The sequence below is a fragment of the Candidatus Poriferisodalis sp. genome (assembly GCF_965198245.1).
Lineage (GTDB): Bacteria > Actinomycetota > Acidimicrobiia > Acidimicrobiales > Poriferisodalaceae > Poriferisodalis.
Genome location: NZ_OZ240249.1, coordinates 829,996 through 844,479, shown reverse-complemented (window position 1 = coordinate 844,479; position 14,484 = coordinate 829,996). Strand labels below are relative to the sequence as shown.

Here is a 14,484-nt window from a genome sequence, read left to right as displayed (position 1 = left end):
CCCGTGTCAGCGGTCCAACGCCCCAAACTTCTGCTGAAGGAGTACCCGCCTCGAACCATGACCGAGGTGGAGCGCGGCGAGGAGCTGGCGAGCCTGCTCCACCTCGCCATGCATTTGCCGAGGCAAAATTCACCCGAGCTGGAGTATCCCGTGTTCAGGAGCCGGCGTGAGCGACCAGCCGGCTGAGGTTCTTGCTCCCGACATATTGGGGTTGATCCGGGGGCTGCATCATTCCCTTGAGCGCTCAGGCCTGCCATACGCATTCGGCGGTGCGCTGGCGTTGGCGTGGTGTATTCCCGAGCCGCGTACAACGCGAGATGTGGACCTCAACATCTTCATTGAGGCCGAGTCCGCCGAGGTTGCGCTCGCTGCGCTTCCGCCCGAGATCGTCGCCACCGATGCCGCAAAGTCCGAGCTGCGCACGAGGGGCCAATCGCGTCTGATGTGCGACACCATTCCGGTTGACGTCTTCCTCACGAATGATCCGTTTCACACCGAAGTGGCAACACGCATCGTCCGACGACCGTTCCTCGGCGAGCAGATGCCGTTCCTGTGCTGCTCAGACCTTGCCGTCTTCAAGGCATTTTTTGACCGGAGAAAGGACTGGTTCGACCTCAGCGAGATGTTCGAAGCGCGCTCGATCGATCTGGCAGAGATAACTGAGCTCGTCGCAGAACTGCTGGATCCCGACGACCACCGCATCGCCCAGCTTCGCCAAGCGCACGACGACGGAGAGCGCACACGACTCCGCCGCACCGCCAGCGATGATGGAGACTCCTGACGGCTTCACGGCATCGACAACAGCAACCGGTCCATACGGCGTCGTGGCGCGCCTGCGTCAGAACCCAGAGCCCACTCGCTCCGACGTGATCACAGATCGGTCACATCGCAGTCTTGCTCAGCGGCAGGTGCTGAGAGCCGCTGTCAGGACCAGGGGTCCTCGGGGCCGGGCGCTGGTTTGGGCGCTGGCGTGGTGGCCTCGGCGATGACCTGGGCGGCAGCCGCTACGCCGGAGGCACCCATGGGGGCGTCGATTGCCACAAGGGTGGCTTCTATGGTGCCGAGCGTGCCGAGCAGCATCGGCGGGTTGAGATGACCCATGTGACCGATGCGGAATTCGGCATCGGCGTTGCCGGTGATGCTGAGCCCCAGCGTGAGGCCCGATTCGGTCTCACAAGTGGCGCGCAGCTGCTGGGCGGACACCTCGCCAGTGCGGATCATCGTGACGGAGTTCGAGCGATGCGCAGGGTTCACCACATTCAGCTCAAGCCCGCCGGGTGCCGACCATGCGTCTACGGCTGCGTGGATTGCGCCTGCCATCACGCGGTGGCGCTCCCAGACATTTTCCAAGCCCTCCTCGTCGATCATGTCGAGCGCCTCAGCGAGACCCCACAAGTGCTGGACCGGCGGTGTGCCGCAGAAGATCCAGTAATGGGCATCGGGGTCGGTGCGGCGCGTCCAGTCCCAGTACGCAGTGCGCAAGTCGGCTCGCTGGTGTGCGTCCCATGCCTTGGGCCCGACCCAGACGATGCCGAGTCCTGGAGGGACCATCAGTCCCTTCTGGCTGCCTGCCACGGTGACATCCACGCCCCAGTCGTCCATCTCGAACTGTTCGCAGCCCAGTGAGGCCACGCAGTCCGCCATCAGCAGTGCCGGATGGTCGGCCTCGTCCATCGCGCAGCGGACCGCGGAAATGTCATTGCGCACTGACGACGCTGTATCGGTCTGGGCGACGAGTACAGCGGCGAACTCCCGGCTGACGTCTCCGCGCAAACGCTCGGTGATTGCTTCGGGATCGAGGGCAGCCCGATCCGGCGCATGCAGCACTTCGAATTTCACTCCGCTGAGGGCAGCCATCTCGGCCCAGTTCGTGGCGAAGTGCCCAACTTCGAGTACCAGCACCTTGTCGCCACGAGACAGCGTGTTGGTGACGGCCATCTCCCACGCACCGTGGCCGTTGGAGATGGCGATGTACGCCCGGTGCTCGGTGCGGGCCAATGCCGGCAGCCGGTCCAGCAGCGAGTAGGTGAGGTTCACCACCTCGCCCTCGTAGATGTTCGGAATAGGTCGTCGCATCGCGTTCAGGACGCGATCGGGAATGACCGACGGGCCGGGGATCATGACCAGCGGTCGACCGTGTCGCAGCGACATCGAAGCTCCCTTCGGCGACCGCGCTTGCAAGCGCGTCGCCAAACTTCATCAGCCTACGAACAGCCCGCGTGCACGCCTGCATGGACTCGAGGCGCACCATGACCCAGCGACGGCTCCGGTTTCCCTCCCCTCGCTCCGCAGCTCACGCGTAGGCTGCGCTCAGGCCTGTGCTCATGGACATGGGAGCTCATAGACGGGGGTGTCCACGATGGGCAGCAACGCACTCATTCATCCGTTCTCGGTCGTCAGCCGCGATGAGAACGAATTCATCCAGATCGTTTCCGGCGAAGGCGTCATGCTGCGTGACTCCGCCGGCAACACCTACATCGATGCACTGGCCAGTTTGTGGCTGTGCCAGATCGGTCACGGCAATCGCACCGTCATCGATGCGATCACCGCACAGCTCGAACTGCTGCAGACCTACAACACGTTCGATCCGTTCACGAACGGTCCAGCGGTCGAAGTTGCCGAGATGGTCCGTGCGCGCTCACAGCACCCGGACGGCCGGGTGTTCTTGGGCTGCTCGGGCTCCGAAGCTGTCGACACCGTCTTGAAGTTCGCCCGGCGCATCCACCGGCTGCGCGGCGATGCGGACCGGCAAGTCATCGTGCGCCGCACCGGCGGCTATCACGGCGTGAACGTCGGGGGCACCAGCGTGCAGGGCCTCGAGCCGATCCGCGATGGCTGGGGCGACCTCATGCCGCATGTCGTCGAGATTCCCAACGACGACGTCGAGCCCGCAGCACAGCTCTTCGCCGAGCAGGGAGAACGCATCGCAGCCGTCATCACCGAGCCGATCCAAGGCGCAGGCGGCGTGATCCCGCCACCGCCCGGTTACTTCGAGGGCCTGCGCCGCCTGTGCGACGAGCACGGCGCGCTGCTCATCTTCGACGAGGTGATCTGCGGCTTCGGGCGGACAGGCAGCTGGTTCGGCGGTCAGACGTTCGGCGTGGTCCCCGACATGTTCACCTTCGCTAAGGGCGTGACCTCGGGGTACATCCCGCTGTCGGGCGTGGTGGTGTCACGCGAGATCGCAGACACACTCGAAGCCGACGAGAACAAGTTCATGCACGGCTACACCTATTCGGGCCACCCCACGGCTTGTGCGGCCGGTGTCGCCAACATCGGAGTCATCGAATCCGAGGGACTGGTGGACCGCGCTCGCGACATCGGCGACCGCATGGAAGAGGGCTTCCTGGCGCTCCAAGGCGACGGCATGATCGACAGCTACCGAGGCATCGGCGGCATCTGGGCGTGCGATATCGGCCGCGACGCCACCGAGGCTCGCGAGGCGTTCCTCAAGCGCGGCGTCATCTCGCGGCCCATCGGCAACGCGCTCGGGTTCTGCCCGCCGCTCATCATCACCGATGACGAGATCGGGCAGATGTTCGACCGGCTCGACGACGCCCTGCGCGCCACCGCGCCCTAGGACACCTGGTCACAGGAGGAAGAGCGACAATGGAGACTGCTGAGACACGGGCGTTGATGGAGCGCTACTACGCCGCGCTGACAACGGCCGATCAGGACACGCTGCTGGAGTGTCTCGACCCTGACGTGGTGTGGGTGCTTCCCGCCACGGCCGCGCTGGGCAACGCTGTGGACACGATGTCCGGGGCGACCGAGGTCGTGGAGGCTCTGGGCGGCCGCGTGGTCCGGCAGTCCTTCGACGTCAGAAAGCCGATCAACCTCGAAGTTCGCAAGATGACCGTCGAGGACGACACTGCCGTCGTGCAGCAGCGGTTGGCGGCCACCGCCAAGGCCACCGGCCTCGACTACGACAACCAGTACTGCTGGGTCTACACGTGCCGCGACGGCCGCATCGCCCACATGGAGGAATACACCGACACGCTGTACGCAGCCCGCCAGATGGGCTGGGATCTCGACGTCTGACCGTTCCTGCGGGCCGGCGAGCACGGCTGATGTCCCACGCGGCACAATCAAGACAACGCAACCGAGTGCCCCGAACGCGGAAGCTTCAGGAGAAATCGCCATGAGCACCTACGACATCGTCATCAAGGACGGCATGATCTTCGACGGCACCGGTGCGCCCAGAGTGCGCGGCGACGTCGGCATCGCGGGCGGCAAGATCGCCGCCGTCGGGCGGGTCGACGCCCGTGAGGGCGCCAGGGTCATCGACGCCTCAGGGATGCATATCGCCCCCGGCTTCGTGGACCTTCACACCCACTACGACGCTCAAGTGTTCTGGGATCCCTACTGCACGCTGTCGGGCTGGCATGGCATCACTTCGGTAGCCATCGGCAATTGCGGCTTCGGCTTCGCCCCGGTCGATCCGGACATGCGCGAGTACGCCATGCGCTCGATGACCCGGGTCGAGGCCATTCCCTACGAGTCGATGCGCCAAGGCATGCCGTGGGACTGGGTGACGTTCCCCGAATACCTCGACAGCCTCGAGCGCACCCCCAAGGCGCTCAACATCCTGCCGTACGTGCCGATCGGGCCGATGCTCGTCATGGTGTTGGGCCTTGACGACGCCAAGGAAGGCCGGATGCCGACGGTCGGCGAGCACGAGATGCTGGCCAAGCTGGTGCACGAGGCAATGGACGCCGGTGGCTGCGGCTGGTCTGCCCAGCGGCTGCCTCCGACGGGTCCCGCCGCGGTGCAGCGTGACTGGGACGGCACGCCGATGCCGACCGACATGATGAACGACGAGACGGCGCTGGTGCTGGCCCGGGTTCTGGCCGAACGCAACGAGGGTGTCGTGCAGATGACGCTGACCAGCGGCAACGTGGCCCACGATCTCGCACACCTCGAAGAGATCGCGTCGATCAGCGGCCGCCCGCTGCTGCACAACGTGGTGCAGGCCTTCGAGGACAAGCCGAACATCCACCGTCGCCAGATCGAATGGCTGGAACGCTGCCGTGAGCAGGGGGTGCCGGTCTACGGCCAGGGCGTCACCAGCGATGCGGGATTCACTTTCACGCTCGAGGACTGGAACCTCTACGACGACTCTGAGGCCTGGATGGAAGCCTGCATGGGCGACAAGGCCGAACGCTTGGCAAAGATGGCCGATCCCGAGCGTCGCCAAGCCCTCAAGGACACGCTTCCTCGCACGGCCACTGCGCCGCTCGAGACGGTGACGATCCTGTCGCCGCGCAGCGAATCGACCGAGCGGTACCGGGAGATGTCGGTGGGCCAAGCAGCCGAGATTGCCGGCAAGCACCCGGTGGATCTCATGCTCGACGTCGCCGTGACCGACGGACTCGACACCCTGTTCTTCGTGGCGCCGCCGCAGGGCAACTCAGACCTGTTGCGCGACTTGGTGCAGTACCCGCACATGCTGTTCGGCGTGTCCGACGGCGGTGCGCACACCAAGTTCCTTACGGCGGGCCGCTACCCCACCGAGACGCTGACCGAACACGTGCGCGAGAACCAGTGGATTACCTACGAGGAAGCCCACCGTCGCCTGTCGGCGCTGCCCGCACAGCTCGCCGGCTTCCGTGACCGGGGCCTGATCCGAAACGGCGGACCCGCCGACGTGCTCGTGTACGACCCGGAGAATCTGGAGATCGGCCCGAACGAAGTCGTCCACGACCTGCCGGGCGGCGAGTGGCGGCGAGTCCAGCGGGCCAGCGGCTACCGCAGCGTCATCGTGAACGGCCACGAGACCATCTCCGAAGACGCCCAGACCGAGACCTACAGCGGCCAACTGCTCCGCCACGGCGGCTGACCAAGCTCAAGCATCGCTTCAGATTCGAAGACCGAATGGCTGAGGGGTACTCCCTGGCAGATGCTGGCGCGCGAAATCGACTACCGGGCGCTGGAGCGACGAAGCGACACTCCTCAACCGCCCGGTCGCCGCTGGACCGTCTACCGATTCGATTTCGAGAACGGCCAGCAATACGTGGGCATTACTCAGCGGTCCGCTCGTGCTCGTGAGGCTGAGCACGTCTCGGGCGACACGCGTCTCACAGGCGGATCAGCACGGATCAGTGAGCTCGTCGCAGACGGTGTCACGTACGACCTCGCCACCCTCGCAACTGACTTAACCGAAGGCGAGGCCTACGAACTCGAACGTGAAGAGATCGCCAAGCTGACGAAGCCTCTCAACGTCCGAGGACCCGTCAATCTTGAACCCGTCGAAGCTTGGCCTGATGAGGTCGCATCCTCGGGGCCAACAGGCATCGATGACGCGACAGTCATCGCAGCAGTAGCGGCAGCGAAGGACGAGCTCAGCGGTGACGGTGATTCGCCGGTCGTTGGCATGCTCGAAGATGCAACACTGTTCCGCAGATCGCAGGCCACGTCACCAAGGGACCACGAGGGGAGACCATGACGACGTACGCAGGTGAGCGGCTCATTCACGACACTGACAGCCATCTGATGGAGCCAGTGGACTGGCTGGCCAGCTACGCCGACAGCTCCGTTGCCAGCAAGCTCCGGAACCTCAGTCTGGCCGGCGGGGGCGATGCGGCGACGTTCGAGCTTGTGGAGAAATGCTGGGAGCGTCGCAACGATCCCGACGAGACAGCGAAGCTGGCTGCCGACGTAGTGAACGGGCCGAAGGGCTACTACGCCTATGGCTCGATGGATGCCAACGAGCGGGTGGGAGCGCTCGACCAGCTCGGCTTCGCCAGCCAGCTCGTGTTCACGACCTTCGCGCACACCCAGTTCCACGGCCGCAAGGACCTCGACCTGATCTACGGCGGCGCATCAGCGCACAACCGCGGCATCGCTGACTTCTGCTCGGTCGACCCTCGATTGCTCGGCGTGGCGTTTGTACCGCTGGAGGACCCGCAACGGACCATCGAGTGCGCCCGTGAGGCCATCGAGGCCGGGTGCCGGGCTGCGTGGATCCCACACGGCGTGCCAACAGAGCTGAGCCCGACGCATCCCGACTTCGATCCCCTGTGGGCGATGCTGTGCGAGGCAAGCGTGCCCGTGCTCATGCACTTGGGGCCCAACGGCGGCAACCAGCTGCCGAAGACGTACCACAACAACGGCCGGAACCCCGGCAAGGACTTCGTCGGCGGCGGTGAGAACCTGCGCTCGAAGGACTTCCTGAACCTCTTCCACGATGCCGAGAACCTGCTGTCGTGCATGGTGATGGACGGCATCTTCGAGCAATTCCCCGAGTTGCGGTGCGGTCTCATCGAGCTGGGTGCGGGCTGGGTGCCGAACCTGCTGCGTTCGCTCGACAACGCCATCTTGGCGTTCGGGCGGCACGAGCCCGAGTTGGCCAAGCTGACCATCGCGCCGTCGGACTACATCCGGCGGCAAGTGAGATTCACCCCGTGGCACTTCGAGGATGTGGGCTGGCTGGTATCGAACTGCGGGCCCGAGCTGTTCCTGTTCTCGTCCGACTGGCCGCACCCCGAAGGCGGCCGCGACCCCATTTCGGAGTTCCAGGCGTCGTTCACCGCTGCCGGCCTCGGCGAGGGCGTCACAGCGCCGTTCTGGGCCGGCAACGCCTCGTTCCTGCTTGGCGTCTAGCGCTGCCAGGGCCCGTGCGGGCCAGCGGTAGATTTGACCTCAGAGCGCCGCGGGAGCCGCGCCCGGCGGCACGAATCTCGGCGCGGGAGAGCAGACATGGCTGAGAACCCGAACCGGCGCGAGCGGCCCCGTGCGGCCCTGCTCGTCGTGGACGTGCAGCCCACCTTCTGTGAAGGCGGCGCCTTGCCGGTTGACGGTGGTAATGCAGTGGCCTCGCGAGTGGCGGACCTGTTGGCTGGGGAGCACGGCTACGACCTGGTGGTCACTACCCAGGACTGGCACATCGATCCCGGCGATCACTTCAGCGACGAACCCGATTTCGTCGATACGTGGCCGCCGCACGGCGTGGCGGGAACCGCTGAGGCCGAGTTGCATCCCGCCCTCGACCCCGTCGTTGACCGGATCGACGCAGGTGTGCGCAAGGGCATGGGGGCTGCGGCATATTCCGGCTTCGAAGGAATCGACGACGACGGCCGGACACTGGATGAGGTGTTGGCCGCCGCGGAGGTGACCGACGTGGACGTCGTCGGGCTCGCATTTGACCACTGCGTACGCGCCACCGCCGTCGATGCGGCTGCCAACGGCTACGCGGTCACGGTGCTTGAGGATCTCGCTGCGTCGGTGGCTCCCGAGACTGAGACCGCAGCCCGTGCCCAGCTCGCCGACGCCGGCGTCACCGTCGTCGCCTCGCGCTGAACTCGCCGCAACTCGCTCCGCTCAGATCCCCGGGATCCCAGCTAGGAGTTCGACTCGGCGATGTGTTCGTGGTGACGGATGACCTCGTCCATCACGAATCGCAGGAACTTCTCGCTGAACTCGGGATCGAGGCCCGCCTCAGCGGCGAGCGCGCGCAGTCTGCCGATGTGCTGTTCCTCACGAAACGGGTCGGCAGCCGGCATGCCGTGCGCGGCCTTGTAGACGCCGATTTCCTGGGTGATGCGGAAGCGTTCCGCGAGCAAGCGCACCAGCGCGGCGTCGACGTCGTCGATGCTGCGGCGGTAGGCCTCGAGCTGGTCGTCGGACATCGGCCCTGTTTCTAGCCCATCGAGCCGCGACAACCACCGGTTCGGCTGACGCAGCGCCGTCACCCCAGGTGCGCCGGGCTCGGGCGGCGCCCGGCGCCGCTTGGCTACGGTTTGCGCCGTGAGCGCATCGGGTCTGGAACACGGCCTTCGAGGCCGCACCGCCATCGCAGGCGTGGGCGAGACCACCTATTACAAGAGGGGCCAATCGCCCGATCCCGAATTTGTGCTGGTGCTGAAGGCCATCCTTGCCGCTTGCGAGGACGCTGGCATCAACCCCCGAGAGATCGACGGCTTCTGCTCTTACAGCAACGACCGCAACACACCGGCCCGGCTGGCAAATGCGCTGGGCCTCTCCGAGCTGAGGTATTCGAACATGCAGTGGGGCGGCGGCGGGGGTGGCGCAGCCGCTGTCGTGCAGAACGCCGCCAGCGCGGTGCACGCCGGTTCAGCGAACGTGGTTGTCGCTTACCGCGGGCTCGCCCAAGGGCAGTACGGACGGTTCGGCCAGGGCAGCCGGCGCCCGGCCATCAACGGCGAGTACGCCTACACGATCCCCTTTGGCGTCATGAGCCCGGCTCAGGTCTATGCCATGCGCACCACCCGGTTGATGTACGAGCACGACATCGATCGGTCGACCATGAGGGCGGTTGCGCTGGCTGCCTACCACCACGCACAGAACAATCCCCGGGCGGTGATGTACGGCCGGCCGTTGGACGCGGAGACATACGACTCGTCGCGCTGGATCACCGAGCCGTTCCGCCTGTACGACTGCTGCCTGGAGAACGACGGCGGTGCGGCGATGATCGTCACCTCGGCCGAGCGGGCCGCTGATCTCAGTGACACTCCGGTTCTGGTGCTGGCAGCCCAGCAGAGCGGCGGGCATCGCTCCGGAGCGTGGGTCCACAACCCGACCGATTACGCAACTTCGAGCTTCAAGTTAGCGGCACAGCATCTGTACGAACAGGCAGGTGTGACCCCCGAAGATGTAGACGTTGTGCAGAGCTACGAGAACTTCACCGGCGCCGTGGTGATGAGCCTCATCGAGCACGGCCTGTGCACCTACGACAACGCCAACGAGGTCTTGACGTTCGAGAACCTGCGCGCCGACGGCGGCTCGCTGCCGCTGAACACCAGCGGCGGCAATCTGGCCGAGTGCTACATGCACGGTCTCGGGATGCAGATCGAAGCGGTGCGCCAGGTGCGCGGCGACTCAACCAATCAGGTGCCCAATGTAAAGGTGTCGCTCTCGAACGCCGGCCCGATGGTCGAGATTGCATCGACCGCCATCTACGGCACGGCTGAGGCACTCGGATGAGCGCCCTCTCCGGTTCCGCGTACCTGCCGAAGGGACTGACGCAGCCAGCACCCATGCGCGACGGCCTCGACCTTCCGTACTGGGAGGGCACCCGCGAACACGAGCTGCGGGTCCAGCGCTGCACCGATTGCGGCACTCACCAGTGGGGTCCCGAGTGGATGTGCCACGCCTGCCAGTCACTCGACGTCGAATGGGTGCCCGTCGAGCCCACCGCCCGCATTTACTCGTGGGAGCGCGTCTATCACCCGGTGCATCCGGCGCTCGCTGACCACGGCCCCTACATCGTGGTGCTCGTCGAACTCCCCCAGGCCGATAACCTGCGCATGCTCGGCAATCTCCTCGGCGAACCGATGGCCGACATCGTCATCGGCAGCGACGTGGAGGCCGTCTTCGAAGACCACGACGACGGCAGCCCGCCCTTCACCCTCGTCCAGTGGCAGGTGAGCGCGGCCTGACGCTCCGCTCGCCAACCGTAGAAATGCGTGCGTAGCGGCGGGACGGACTTAGCATTCGAGCGAGAGCCACTAGGGGGTGCAGGCGATGGCACGTGCCGATATGGCTCACACTGACAACGTCGACGGGCCATGGTTCGTCGACACGCGCTGCATCCGGTGCGATGTCGCCCGGCACTGGGCTCCCGGTCTCATCGAGATGGACGACAGCGGGCTCTCGTACCTGGCGCGCCAACCGGAGAGCCCAGCCGAGACTGCCGCGTTGTGGCGGGCGGCCGAGGCCTGCCCGACCCAGTCGATCGGCAACCTCGAGATTCGCCGGCCGCCCAGCCCGCCATTCCCTTACGAGCTGACATCCGGTGTGTTGGCGCTCGGGCACAACGCTCGATCCTCATTCGGGGCGCACTCGTACCTCGTTGAACGGCCCGACGGAAATCTCATGGTCGACTCGCCTCGGTACCTGCGCGGCTTGGCCGAACGAGTGGACGACCTCGGCGGCATCCGGCACGTGCTGCTCAGTCATCGCGACGATGTCGCTGACGCCGACCGGTGGGCCGAGCGCTATGGCGCGGAGGTGTGGATTCATGCGGCCGACGCAGATGCTGCTCCCTACGCCACCGTGATCCTCGACGGAAACGAACCCGCAGCGATCTGTTCGGGGACCATCGTCATCCCGGTGCCGGGCCACACCGAGGGCTCGGTCGTCTTCCACGTCGACGACCGGTGGCTGTTCACCGGCGACACGCTGCATTGGAACCACCGGCGACACGAGCTCGACGTCTTTCCCGAACAGACCTTCCACTCATGGGATGAACTCGCACGTTCGATGGAGCTGCTCTCGAAGCTCCGTGTCGAGTGGCTGTTTGCCGGACACGGCTCGTGGCACGACCTCGGTACCGATCTGTATGCCGACCAGATGTCGAGCCTCGGCGACAAGATGCACCAGATCGGCCGAGCCGGTTGGGCGCAGCGCCCCCGCGCCGCCTACGACTGGTACTGAGCCCCGCCAGAACCGATACGCCGCCCCGGCAGGAGGCCAGCCTCGCCAGATGAGCCGGGCCAGCTCAGCCGTGCTTGTCGGGGCCGGCCTTGGTGATGTGGAAACGGACCAGGCAGCGTTGGTCTTCGGTCATGGCCCGGCGGTAGTCGTCCCAGTCGGGATGCTCGCCCCGCAGGGCGCGGTAGTACTCGACGAGCGGGTCGAGCGCTGCGGGGCCAGAGATGATCTCGGCTTGGCACTCGAGCTGGACCCAGCGGCCCAACCACTTCTCGGGAAACACGCACAGCCAGGACTGCGGGTTGCGATGCAGGTTCTTGGTCTTGAAGGCCGTGTCTCGGGTGCTCATGACCACCGTGTCGTCGACGACCGCCAGCGTCACCGGCGAAAGCTGCGGTGTCCCGTCGCGCGCCTTGGTCGCCAGAACTCCCCGGTCGTTCTTGCGCACGTAGTCGAGTGCCTTGGAGATCTCCATGAGCACAGCGTCGCACACACCGCATCGTCAATTCAGTGCAGCTCGGCTTGGTCCGCAAGACTGCCGCCATGAAGATCTCCGCTGCGTTTCCGCCCGTTCCCGAGACACCCGACCACATCGTGCTGGCCGAGGAGTTGGGTTACGAGACCGCGTGGGTCTACGACACCCCTGCGCTGCAGCTCGACGTCTGGATGACACTCGCACTCGCGGCGATTCGCACCGAGCGCATCCGTCTCGGACCGGGCGTGCTCATCCCGTCGCTGCGCCATCGCCTCACTACCGCCTCGGCTATCGCAACGCTGGTTGGCCTAGTCGGTGCCGACCGGGTGATCGTCGGCGCCGGCACCGGCTTCACGGGCCGCCGGGCCATGGGTCAAAAGCCGTTGCGCTGGGTCGACTTCGGGGGCATGGTCACCGACGTGCAAGCACTGCTTCGGGGCGAGATCGTCGAGGTCGACGGCAGGGCGGCGCGGATGCTGCACTGGCCTGGCCAAGCGGTTGAGCGACCCATCGAGGTGCCGTGGATCCTGGGCGTGAACGGCCCCCGAGGGCTCGCCGCAGCCGCCGAGATGGGCGCCGGCGTGTTCACCTCACGACCCCGTCCTGATGCCGACTACAACGGGATCGACGACGTCATCCTGCTCGGCTTCGGCACGATCATGGACGACGACGAATCGATCGAGTCCCCTCGCGTGATGGACACCGCCGGTCCAGGTGTCAGCGTGGCGTACCACGCTTTCCTGGAGCAACGCGACGCCCGGCTCGGCACGTTGCCGAATGCTGAGCGCTTCGCCGAGATCACTGGGGACATGGACCCCGCGACCATTCACCTGTCGCTCCACGAAGGTCACCTCACCCAGTTGAACGCCATCGATCGCCAGGTCCTCACGCCTGAGTCGCTGCGCATTGCCCCGTTCGTGTGCCATGCCGCCGAGGTGCCCGAGCGTATGGATCGGCTCGCCGCCGCTGGCATCACTGAGGTCTCGTTCCAGCCGATGGGCGACGTCGAGCGCGAGCTGCGCACCTTCGCCATAGCAGCCGGAATCTGAGCCCCAACGCGTTCAGCCGGCCACAGCACATTGGGTCGGCCCGTTACGGTTCACAGCCGCTATCTGGCACTATCGGGGCGATGACGAGTGGCGGGGCAACGATCCCGGACCCGCTGGAGAGCCCCGAGGGGATTCCTGTCCTCGGCGATCCCGACTCGCTGGATCTCGCGGAGGCGGCCATCGATTCGCCCCTCACCACTGCCGAGCTCTGCCGCGTGGTCGGCAGCCGCGTCCGCGAACTGCGCCAGGCGTTGAACATGACGATGTCGGCCTTCGCCACTGACGCCGGCATCTCGCTGGGGATGCTTTCCAAGATCGAGCACGGCCAGAGCGCGCCCAGCCTGTCGACGGTCGCGCGCCTGGCGGCGACCGCCAAGGTGCCGGTGACCGCGTTGTTCCGGGGCCTCGACGAGGAGCACGACCTGGTCATCGTCCGGGCGGGCGAAGGCCATGAGATCCACCATGACCGGGGCGGACCAGATCGGCTGTATCAAGACCTCGGCAGCCTGCGCGGACCCAACCGGATCATCGAGCCGATGATCACCACCATCGCCGAGCCGGGTGGTGTCTTCCCGCTCTACCAGCATCCCGGCGTGGAGTTTCTCCACGTCCTGGAGGGGTCGCTCTACTACGGCTACGGCGGCAAGGCCTACCTCCTGAACAGAGGCGACACCATGCAGATCCACGGCGAGGTGGCCCACGGCCCGGTCGAGCTCGTGGAGTTGCCGGTACGGTTCATCTCCATCAAGGTGTACCCCGCCAGTGAGCCGCGCGGAGCGACGGGAGGGTGACGCGATGGGCTTGATGTTCGTCGCCGACTGGATCAGCGAAACCGGCTTCGCCCGCCGGAGCATCTTTCTGTGGATCCTGCTCATCGCTGCGGTTGGGCTCACCTACTGGGAATGCCGCGAACGCGGCTACCGGCAAACGGTCTTACTGTGGTGGGTGTCTTTCGTGGCTATCACTCATGTGGTGGGTTACCTGATCCTGCGCTTCGTCGTTCGCCCGCCCCGAGACGACTGACCCCACAAGCTCGCGAGCCGTAGGACGCCAAGATGTCTGAACACGAGTCGATACCCGATAAGCCGAAGGGCCTGCTCGGCCGCATCAATGCGATGCCGGGGCGCCCGATGCTGCTCATCGTGGTTGGCCTGATCCTGGTCATTCTCCTCGTCTTCTTTCCAGGCAGCTGTTCCGGAGTCGACATCGAAGAGGGCCAGGCCATCGCCACGGCCCGCGACGCCCTCGAAGCCCATCCCCAAGCCTTCATACCTGAGCGGACCGAGACCAAGATTCTCCGCCAAGGCTTCCCCCCGACTGCAATGTGGATCATTGTCTTCACGGTCCAAGACCCCGAAGGGGGACCGGAGGACTTCCTCCGCCACGCAGCCATCTGGGTGGACGCCGGCACCGGCGAGCTCCGCCAAGTCAACGTCGGCGAGCCTGACGACAACTGACCGGCGCCGCACAATCGTCGGCGAGGCTCAGCTCAACAGCGCTGCTCCGTCGCTCGCGGCGCGCGACTGCCCGGCTGAATTCGCGCGCCAACCGTCCGCGAGGTTCAATATC

Annotated in this window: 17 protein-coding genes; 14 read left to right on the top strand and 3 right to left on the bottom strand. The window is 65.8% G+C overall.

From position 1 onward, the window contains the following. The first annotated feature begins 166 nt into the window (after positions 1-166). Positions 167-781, top strand: a complete 615-nt coding sequence (locus tag ACOCMM_RS03930) for a hypothetical protein (protein ID WP_419551886.1) — start codon at positions 167-169, stop codon at positions 779-781. Between the two features lie 143 nt (positions 782-924). Here the strand turns inward: ACOCMM_RS03930 and ACOCMM_RS03925 are convergent, their stop codons facing one another. Then, the gene (locus ACOCMM_RS03925) at positions 925-2,151 is read right to left on the bottom strand and encodes a pyridoxal-phosphate-dependent aminotransferase family protein (protein WP_419551885.1); all 1,227 of its coding nucleotides are present in this window, start codon (positions 2,149-2,151) and stop codon (positions 925-927) included. 208 nt (positions 2,152-2,359) lie between these two features. Between ACOCMM_RS03925 and ACOCMM_RS03920 the strand changes: the two genes are divergently transcribed. The 6 genes from ACOCMM_RS03920 to ACOCMM_RS03895 all read left to right on the top strand — a co-directional run bounded on the left by ACOCMM_RS03920 (position 2,360) and on the right by ACOCMM_RS03895 (position 8,298). After that, entirely contained in the window at positions 2,360-3,580 is a 1,221-nt protein-coding gene (locus ACOCMM_RS03920; RefSeq protein WP_419551884.1) for an aspartate aminotransferase family protein, read from the top strand. Positions 3,581-3,609: 29 nt separating this feature from the next. Further along, entirely contained in the window at positions 3,610-4,041 is a 432-nt protein-coding gene (locus ACOCMM_RS03915; protein WP_419551883.1) for a nuclear transport factor 2 family protein, read from the top strand. Positions 4,042-4,141: 100 nt separating this feature from the next. Then, positions 4,142-5,839 (top strand): N-acyl-D-amino-acid deacylase family protein, encoded by a 1,698-nt coding sequence (locus ACOCMM_RS03910; protein WP_419551882.1) that lies wholly within the window; start codon positions 4,142-4,144, stop codon positions 5,837-5,839. A gap of 60 nt (positions 5,840-5,899) precedes the next feature. Further along, positions 5,900-6,445 (top strand): hypothetical protein, encoded by a 546-nt coding sequence (locus tag ACOCMM_RS03905; RefSeq protein ID WP_419551881.1) that lies wholly within the window; start codon positions 5,900-5,902, stop codon positions 6,443-6,445. Next, on the top strand, positions 6,442-7,602 hold the full coding sequence (locus ACOCMM_RS03900; protein ID WP_419551880.1) for an amidohydrolase family protein: 1,161 nt from the start codon (positions 6,442-6,444) through the stop codon (positions 7,600-7,602). The genes ACOCMM_RS03905 and ACOCMM_RS03900 overlap by 4 nt, the downstream gene beginning before the upstream one ends. A 96-nt stretch (positions 7,603-7,698) precedes the next feature. Further along, positions 7,699-8,298, top strand: coding sequence for an isochorismatase family protein (locus tag ACOCMM_RS03895; RefSeq protein WP_419551879.1), 600 nt, complete (start codon positions 7,699-7,701; stop codon positions 8,296-8,298). 41 nt (positions 8,299-8,339) lie between these two features. Here the strand turns inward: ACOCMM_RS03895 and ACOCMM_RS03890 are convergent, their stop codons facing one another. Further along, on the bottom strand, positions 8,340-8,627 hold the full coding sequence (locus ACOCMM_RS03890) for a chorismate mutase (RefSeq protein ID WP_419551878.1): 288 nt from the start codon (positions 8,625-8,627) through the stop codon (positions 8,340-8,342). Positions 8,628-8,745: 118 nt separating this feature from the next. Between ACOCMM_RS03890 and ACOCMM_RS03885 the strand changes: the two genes are divergently transcribed. The 3 genes from ACOCMM_RS03885 to ACOCMM_RS03875 all read left to right on the top strand — a co-directional run bounded on the left by ACOCMM_RS03885 (position 8,746) and on the right by ACOCMM_RS03875 (position 11,394). Further along, entirely contained in the window at positions 8,746-9,942 is a 1,197-nt protein-coding gene (locus ACOCMM_RS03885; RefSeq protein ID WP_419551877.1) for a thiolase C-terminal domain-containing protein, read from the top strand. Further along, complete coding sequence (locus ACOCMM_RS03880; protein WP_419551876.1) at positions 9,939-10,397, top strand: Zn-ribbon domain-containing OB-fold protein; 459 nt, start codon at positions 9,939-9,941, stop codon at positions 10,395-10,397. The genes ACOCMM_RS03885 and ACOCMM_RS03880 overlap by 4 nt, the downstream gene beginning before the upstream one ends. 85 nt (positions 10,398-10,482) lie before the next feature. Next, positions 10,483-11,394 carry an MBL fold metallo-hydrolase gene (locus tag ACOCMM_RS03875; protein ID WP_419551875.1) on the top strand — a complete coding sequence of 304 codons (912 nt, stop codon included), beginning with the start codon at positions 10,483-10,485 and terminating at the stop codon, positions 11,392-11,394. A 64-nt stretch (positions 11,395-11,458) separates the two neighbouring features. On the opposite strand, the gene ACOCMM_RS03870 is transcribed toward ACOCMM_RS03875, so the two are convergent. Continuing rightward, the gene (locus ACOCMM_RS03870; protein ID WP_419551874.1) at positions 11,459-11,866 is read right to left on the bottom strand and encodes a PPOX class F420-dependent oxidoreductase; all 408 of its coding nucleotides are present in this window, start codon (positions 11,864-11,866) and stop codon (positions 11,459-11,461) included. A gap of 68 nt (positions 11,867-11,934) precedes the next feature. Here ACOCMM_RS03870 and ACOCMM_RS03865 point away from each other — a divergent pair, with 68 nt between their 5' ends. The 4 genes from ACOCMM_RS03865 to ACOCMM_RS03850 all read left to right on the top strand — a co-directional run bounded on the left by ACOCMM_RS03865 (position 11,935) and on the right by ACOCMM_RS03850 (position 14,372). Further along, positions 11,935-12,915, top strand: coding sequence for an LLM class flavin-dependent oxidoreductase (locus ACOCMM_RS03865; protein WP_419551873.1), 981 nt, complete (start codon positions 11,935-11,937; stop codon positions 12,913-12,915). Between the two features lie 80 nt (positions 12,916-12,995). Then, entirely contained in the window at positions 12,996-13,706 is a 711-nt protein-coding gene (locus ACOCMM_RS03860; protein WP_419551872.1) for a helix-turn-helix domain-containing protein, read from the top strand. Next, on the top strand, positions 13,678-13,938 hold the full coding sequence (locus ACOCMM_RS03855) for a hypothetical protein (protein ID WP_419554922.1): 261 nt from the start codon (positions 13,678-13,680) through the stop codon (positions 13,936-13,938). The genes ACOCMM_RS03860 and ACOCMM_RS03855 overlap by 29 nt, the downstream gene beginning before the upstream one ends. A 32-nt stretch (positions 13,939-13,970) precedes the next feature. Further along, a complete protein-coding gene (locus tag ACOCMM_RS03850) occupies positions 13,971-14,372 on the top strand; it encodes a hypothetical protein (protein WP_419551871.1) in 402 nt (133 codons plus the stop codon). The last annotated feature ends 112 nt before the right edge of the window (positions 14,373-14,484 follow it).

Coding starts and splice junctions, on each gene's coding strand:
- ACOCMM_RS03925 (WP_419551885.1), bottom strand. CDS start 2,151: ATGTCGCTGCGACACGGTCGACCGCTGGTCATGATCCCCGGCCCGTCG.
- ACOCMM_RS03920 (WP_419551884.1), top strand. CDS start 2,360: ATGGGCAGCAACGCACTCATTCATCCGTTCTCGGTCGTCAGCCGCGAT.
- ACOCMM_RS03915 (WP_419551883.1), top strand. CDS start 3,610: ATGGAGACTGCTGAGACACGGGCGTTGATGGAGCGCTACTACGCCGCG.
- ACOCMM_RS03910 (WP_419551882.1), top strand. CDS start 4,142: ATGAGCACCTACGACATCGTCATCAAGGACGGCATGATCTTCGACGGC.
- ACOCMM_RS03905 (WP_419551881.1), top strand. CDS start 5,900: ATGCTGGCGCGCGAAATCGACTACCGGGCGCTGGAGCGACGAAGCGAC.
- ACOCMM_RS03900 (WP_419551880.1), top strand. CDS start 6,442: ATGACGACGTACGCAGGTGAGCGGCTCATTCACGACACTGACAGCCAT.
- ACOCMM_RS03895 (WP_419551879.1), top strand. CDS start 7,699: ATGGCTGAGAACCCGAACCGGCGCGAGCGGCCCCGTGCGGCCCTGCTC.
- ACOCMM_RS03890 (WP_419551878.1), bottom strand. CDS start 8,627: ATGTCCGACGACCAGCTCGAGGCCTACCGCCGCAGCATCGACGACGTC.
- ACOCMM_RS03880 (WP_419551876.1), top strand. CDS start 9,939: ATGAGCGCCCTCTCCGGTTCCGCGTACCTGCCGAAGGGACTGACGCAG.
- ACOCMM_RS03875 (WP_419551875.1), top strand. CDS start 10,483: ATGGCACGTGCCGATATGGCTCACACTGACAACGTCGACGGGCCATGG.
- ACOCMM_RS03870 (WP_419551874.1), bottom strand. CDS start 11,866: ATGGAGATCTCCAAGGCACTCGACTACGTGCGCAAGAACGACCGGGGA.
- ACOCMM_RS03865 (WP_419551873.1), top strand. CDS start 11,935: ATGAAGATCTCCGCTGCGTTTCCGCCCGTTCCCGAGACACCCGACCAC.
- ACOCMM_RS03860 (WP_419551872.1), top strand. CDS start 12,996: ATGACGAGTGGCGGGGCAACGATCCCGGACCCGCTGGAGAGCCCCGAG.
- ACOCMM_RS03850 (WP_419551871.1), top strand. CDS start 13,971: ATGTCTGAACACGAGTCGATACCCGATAAGCCGAAGGGCCTGCTCGGC.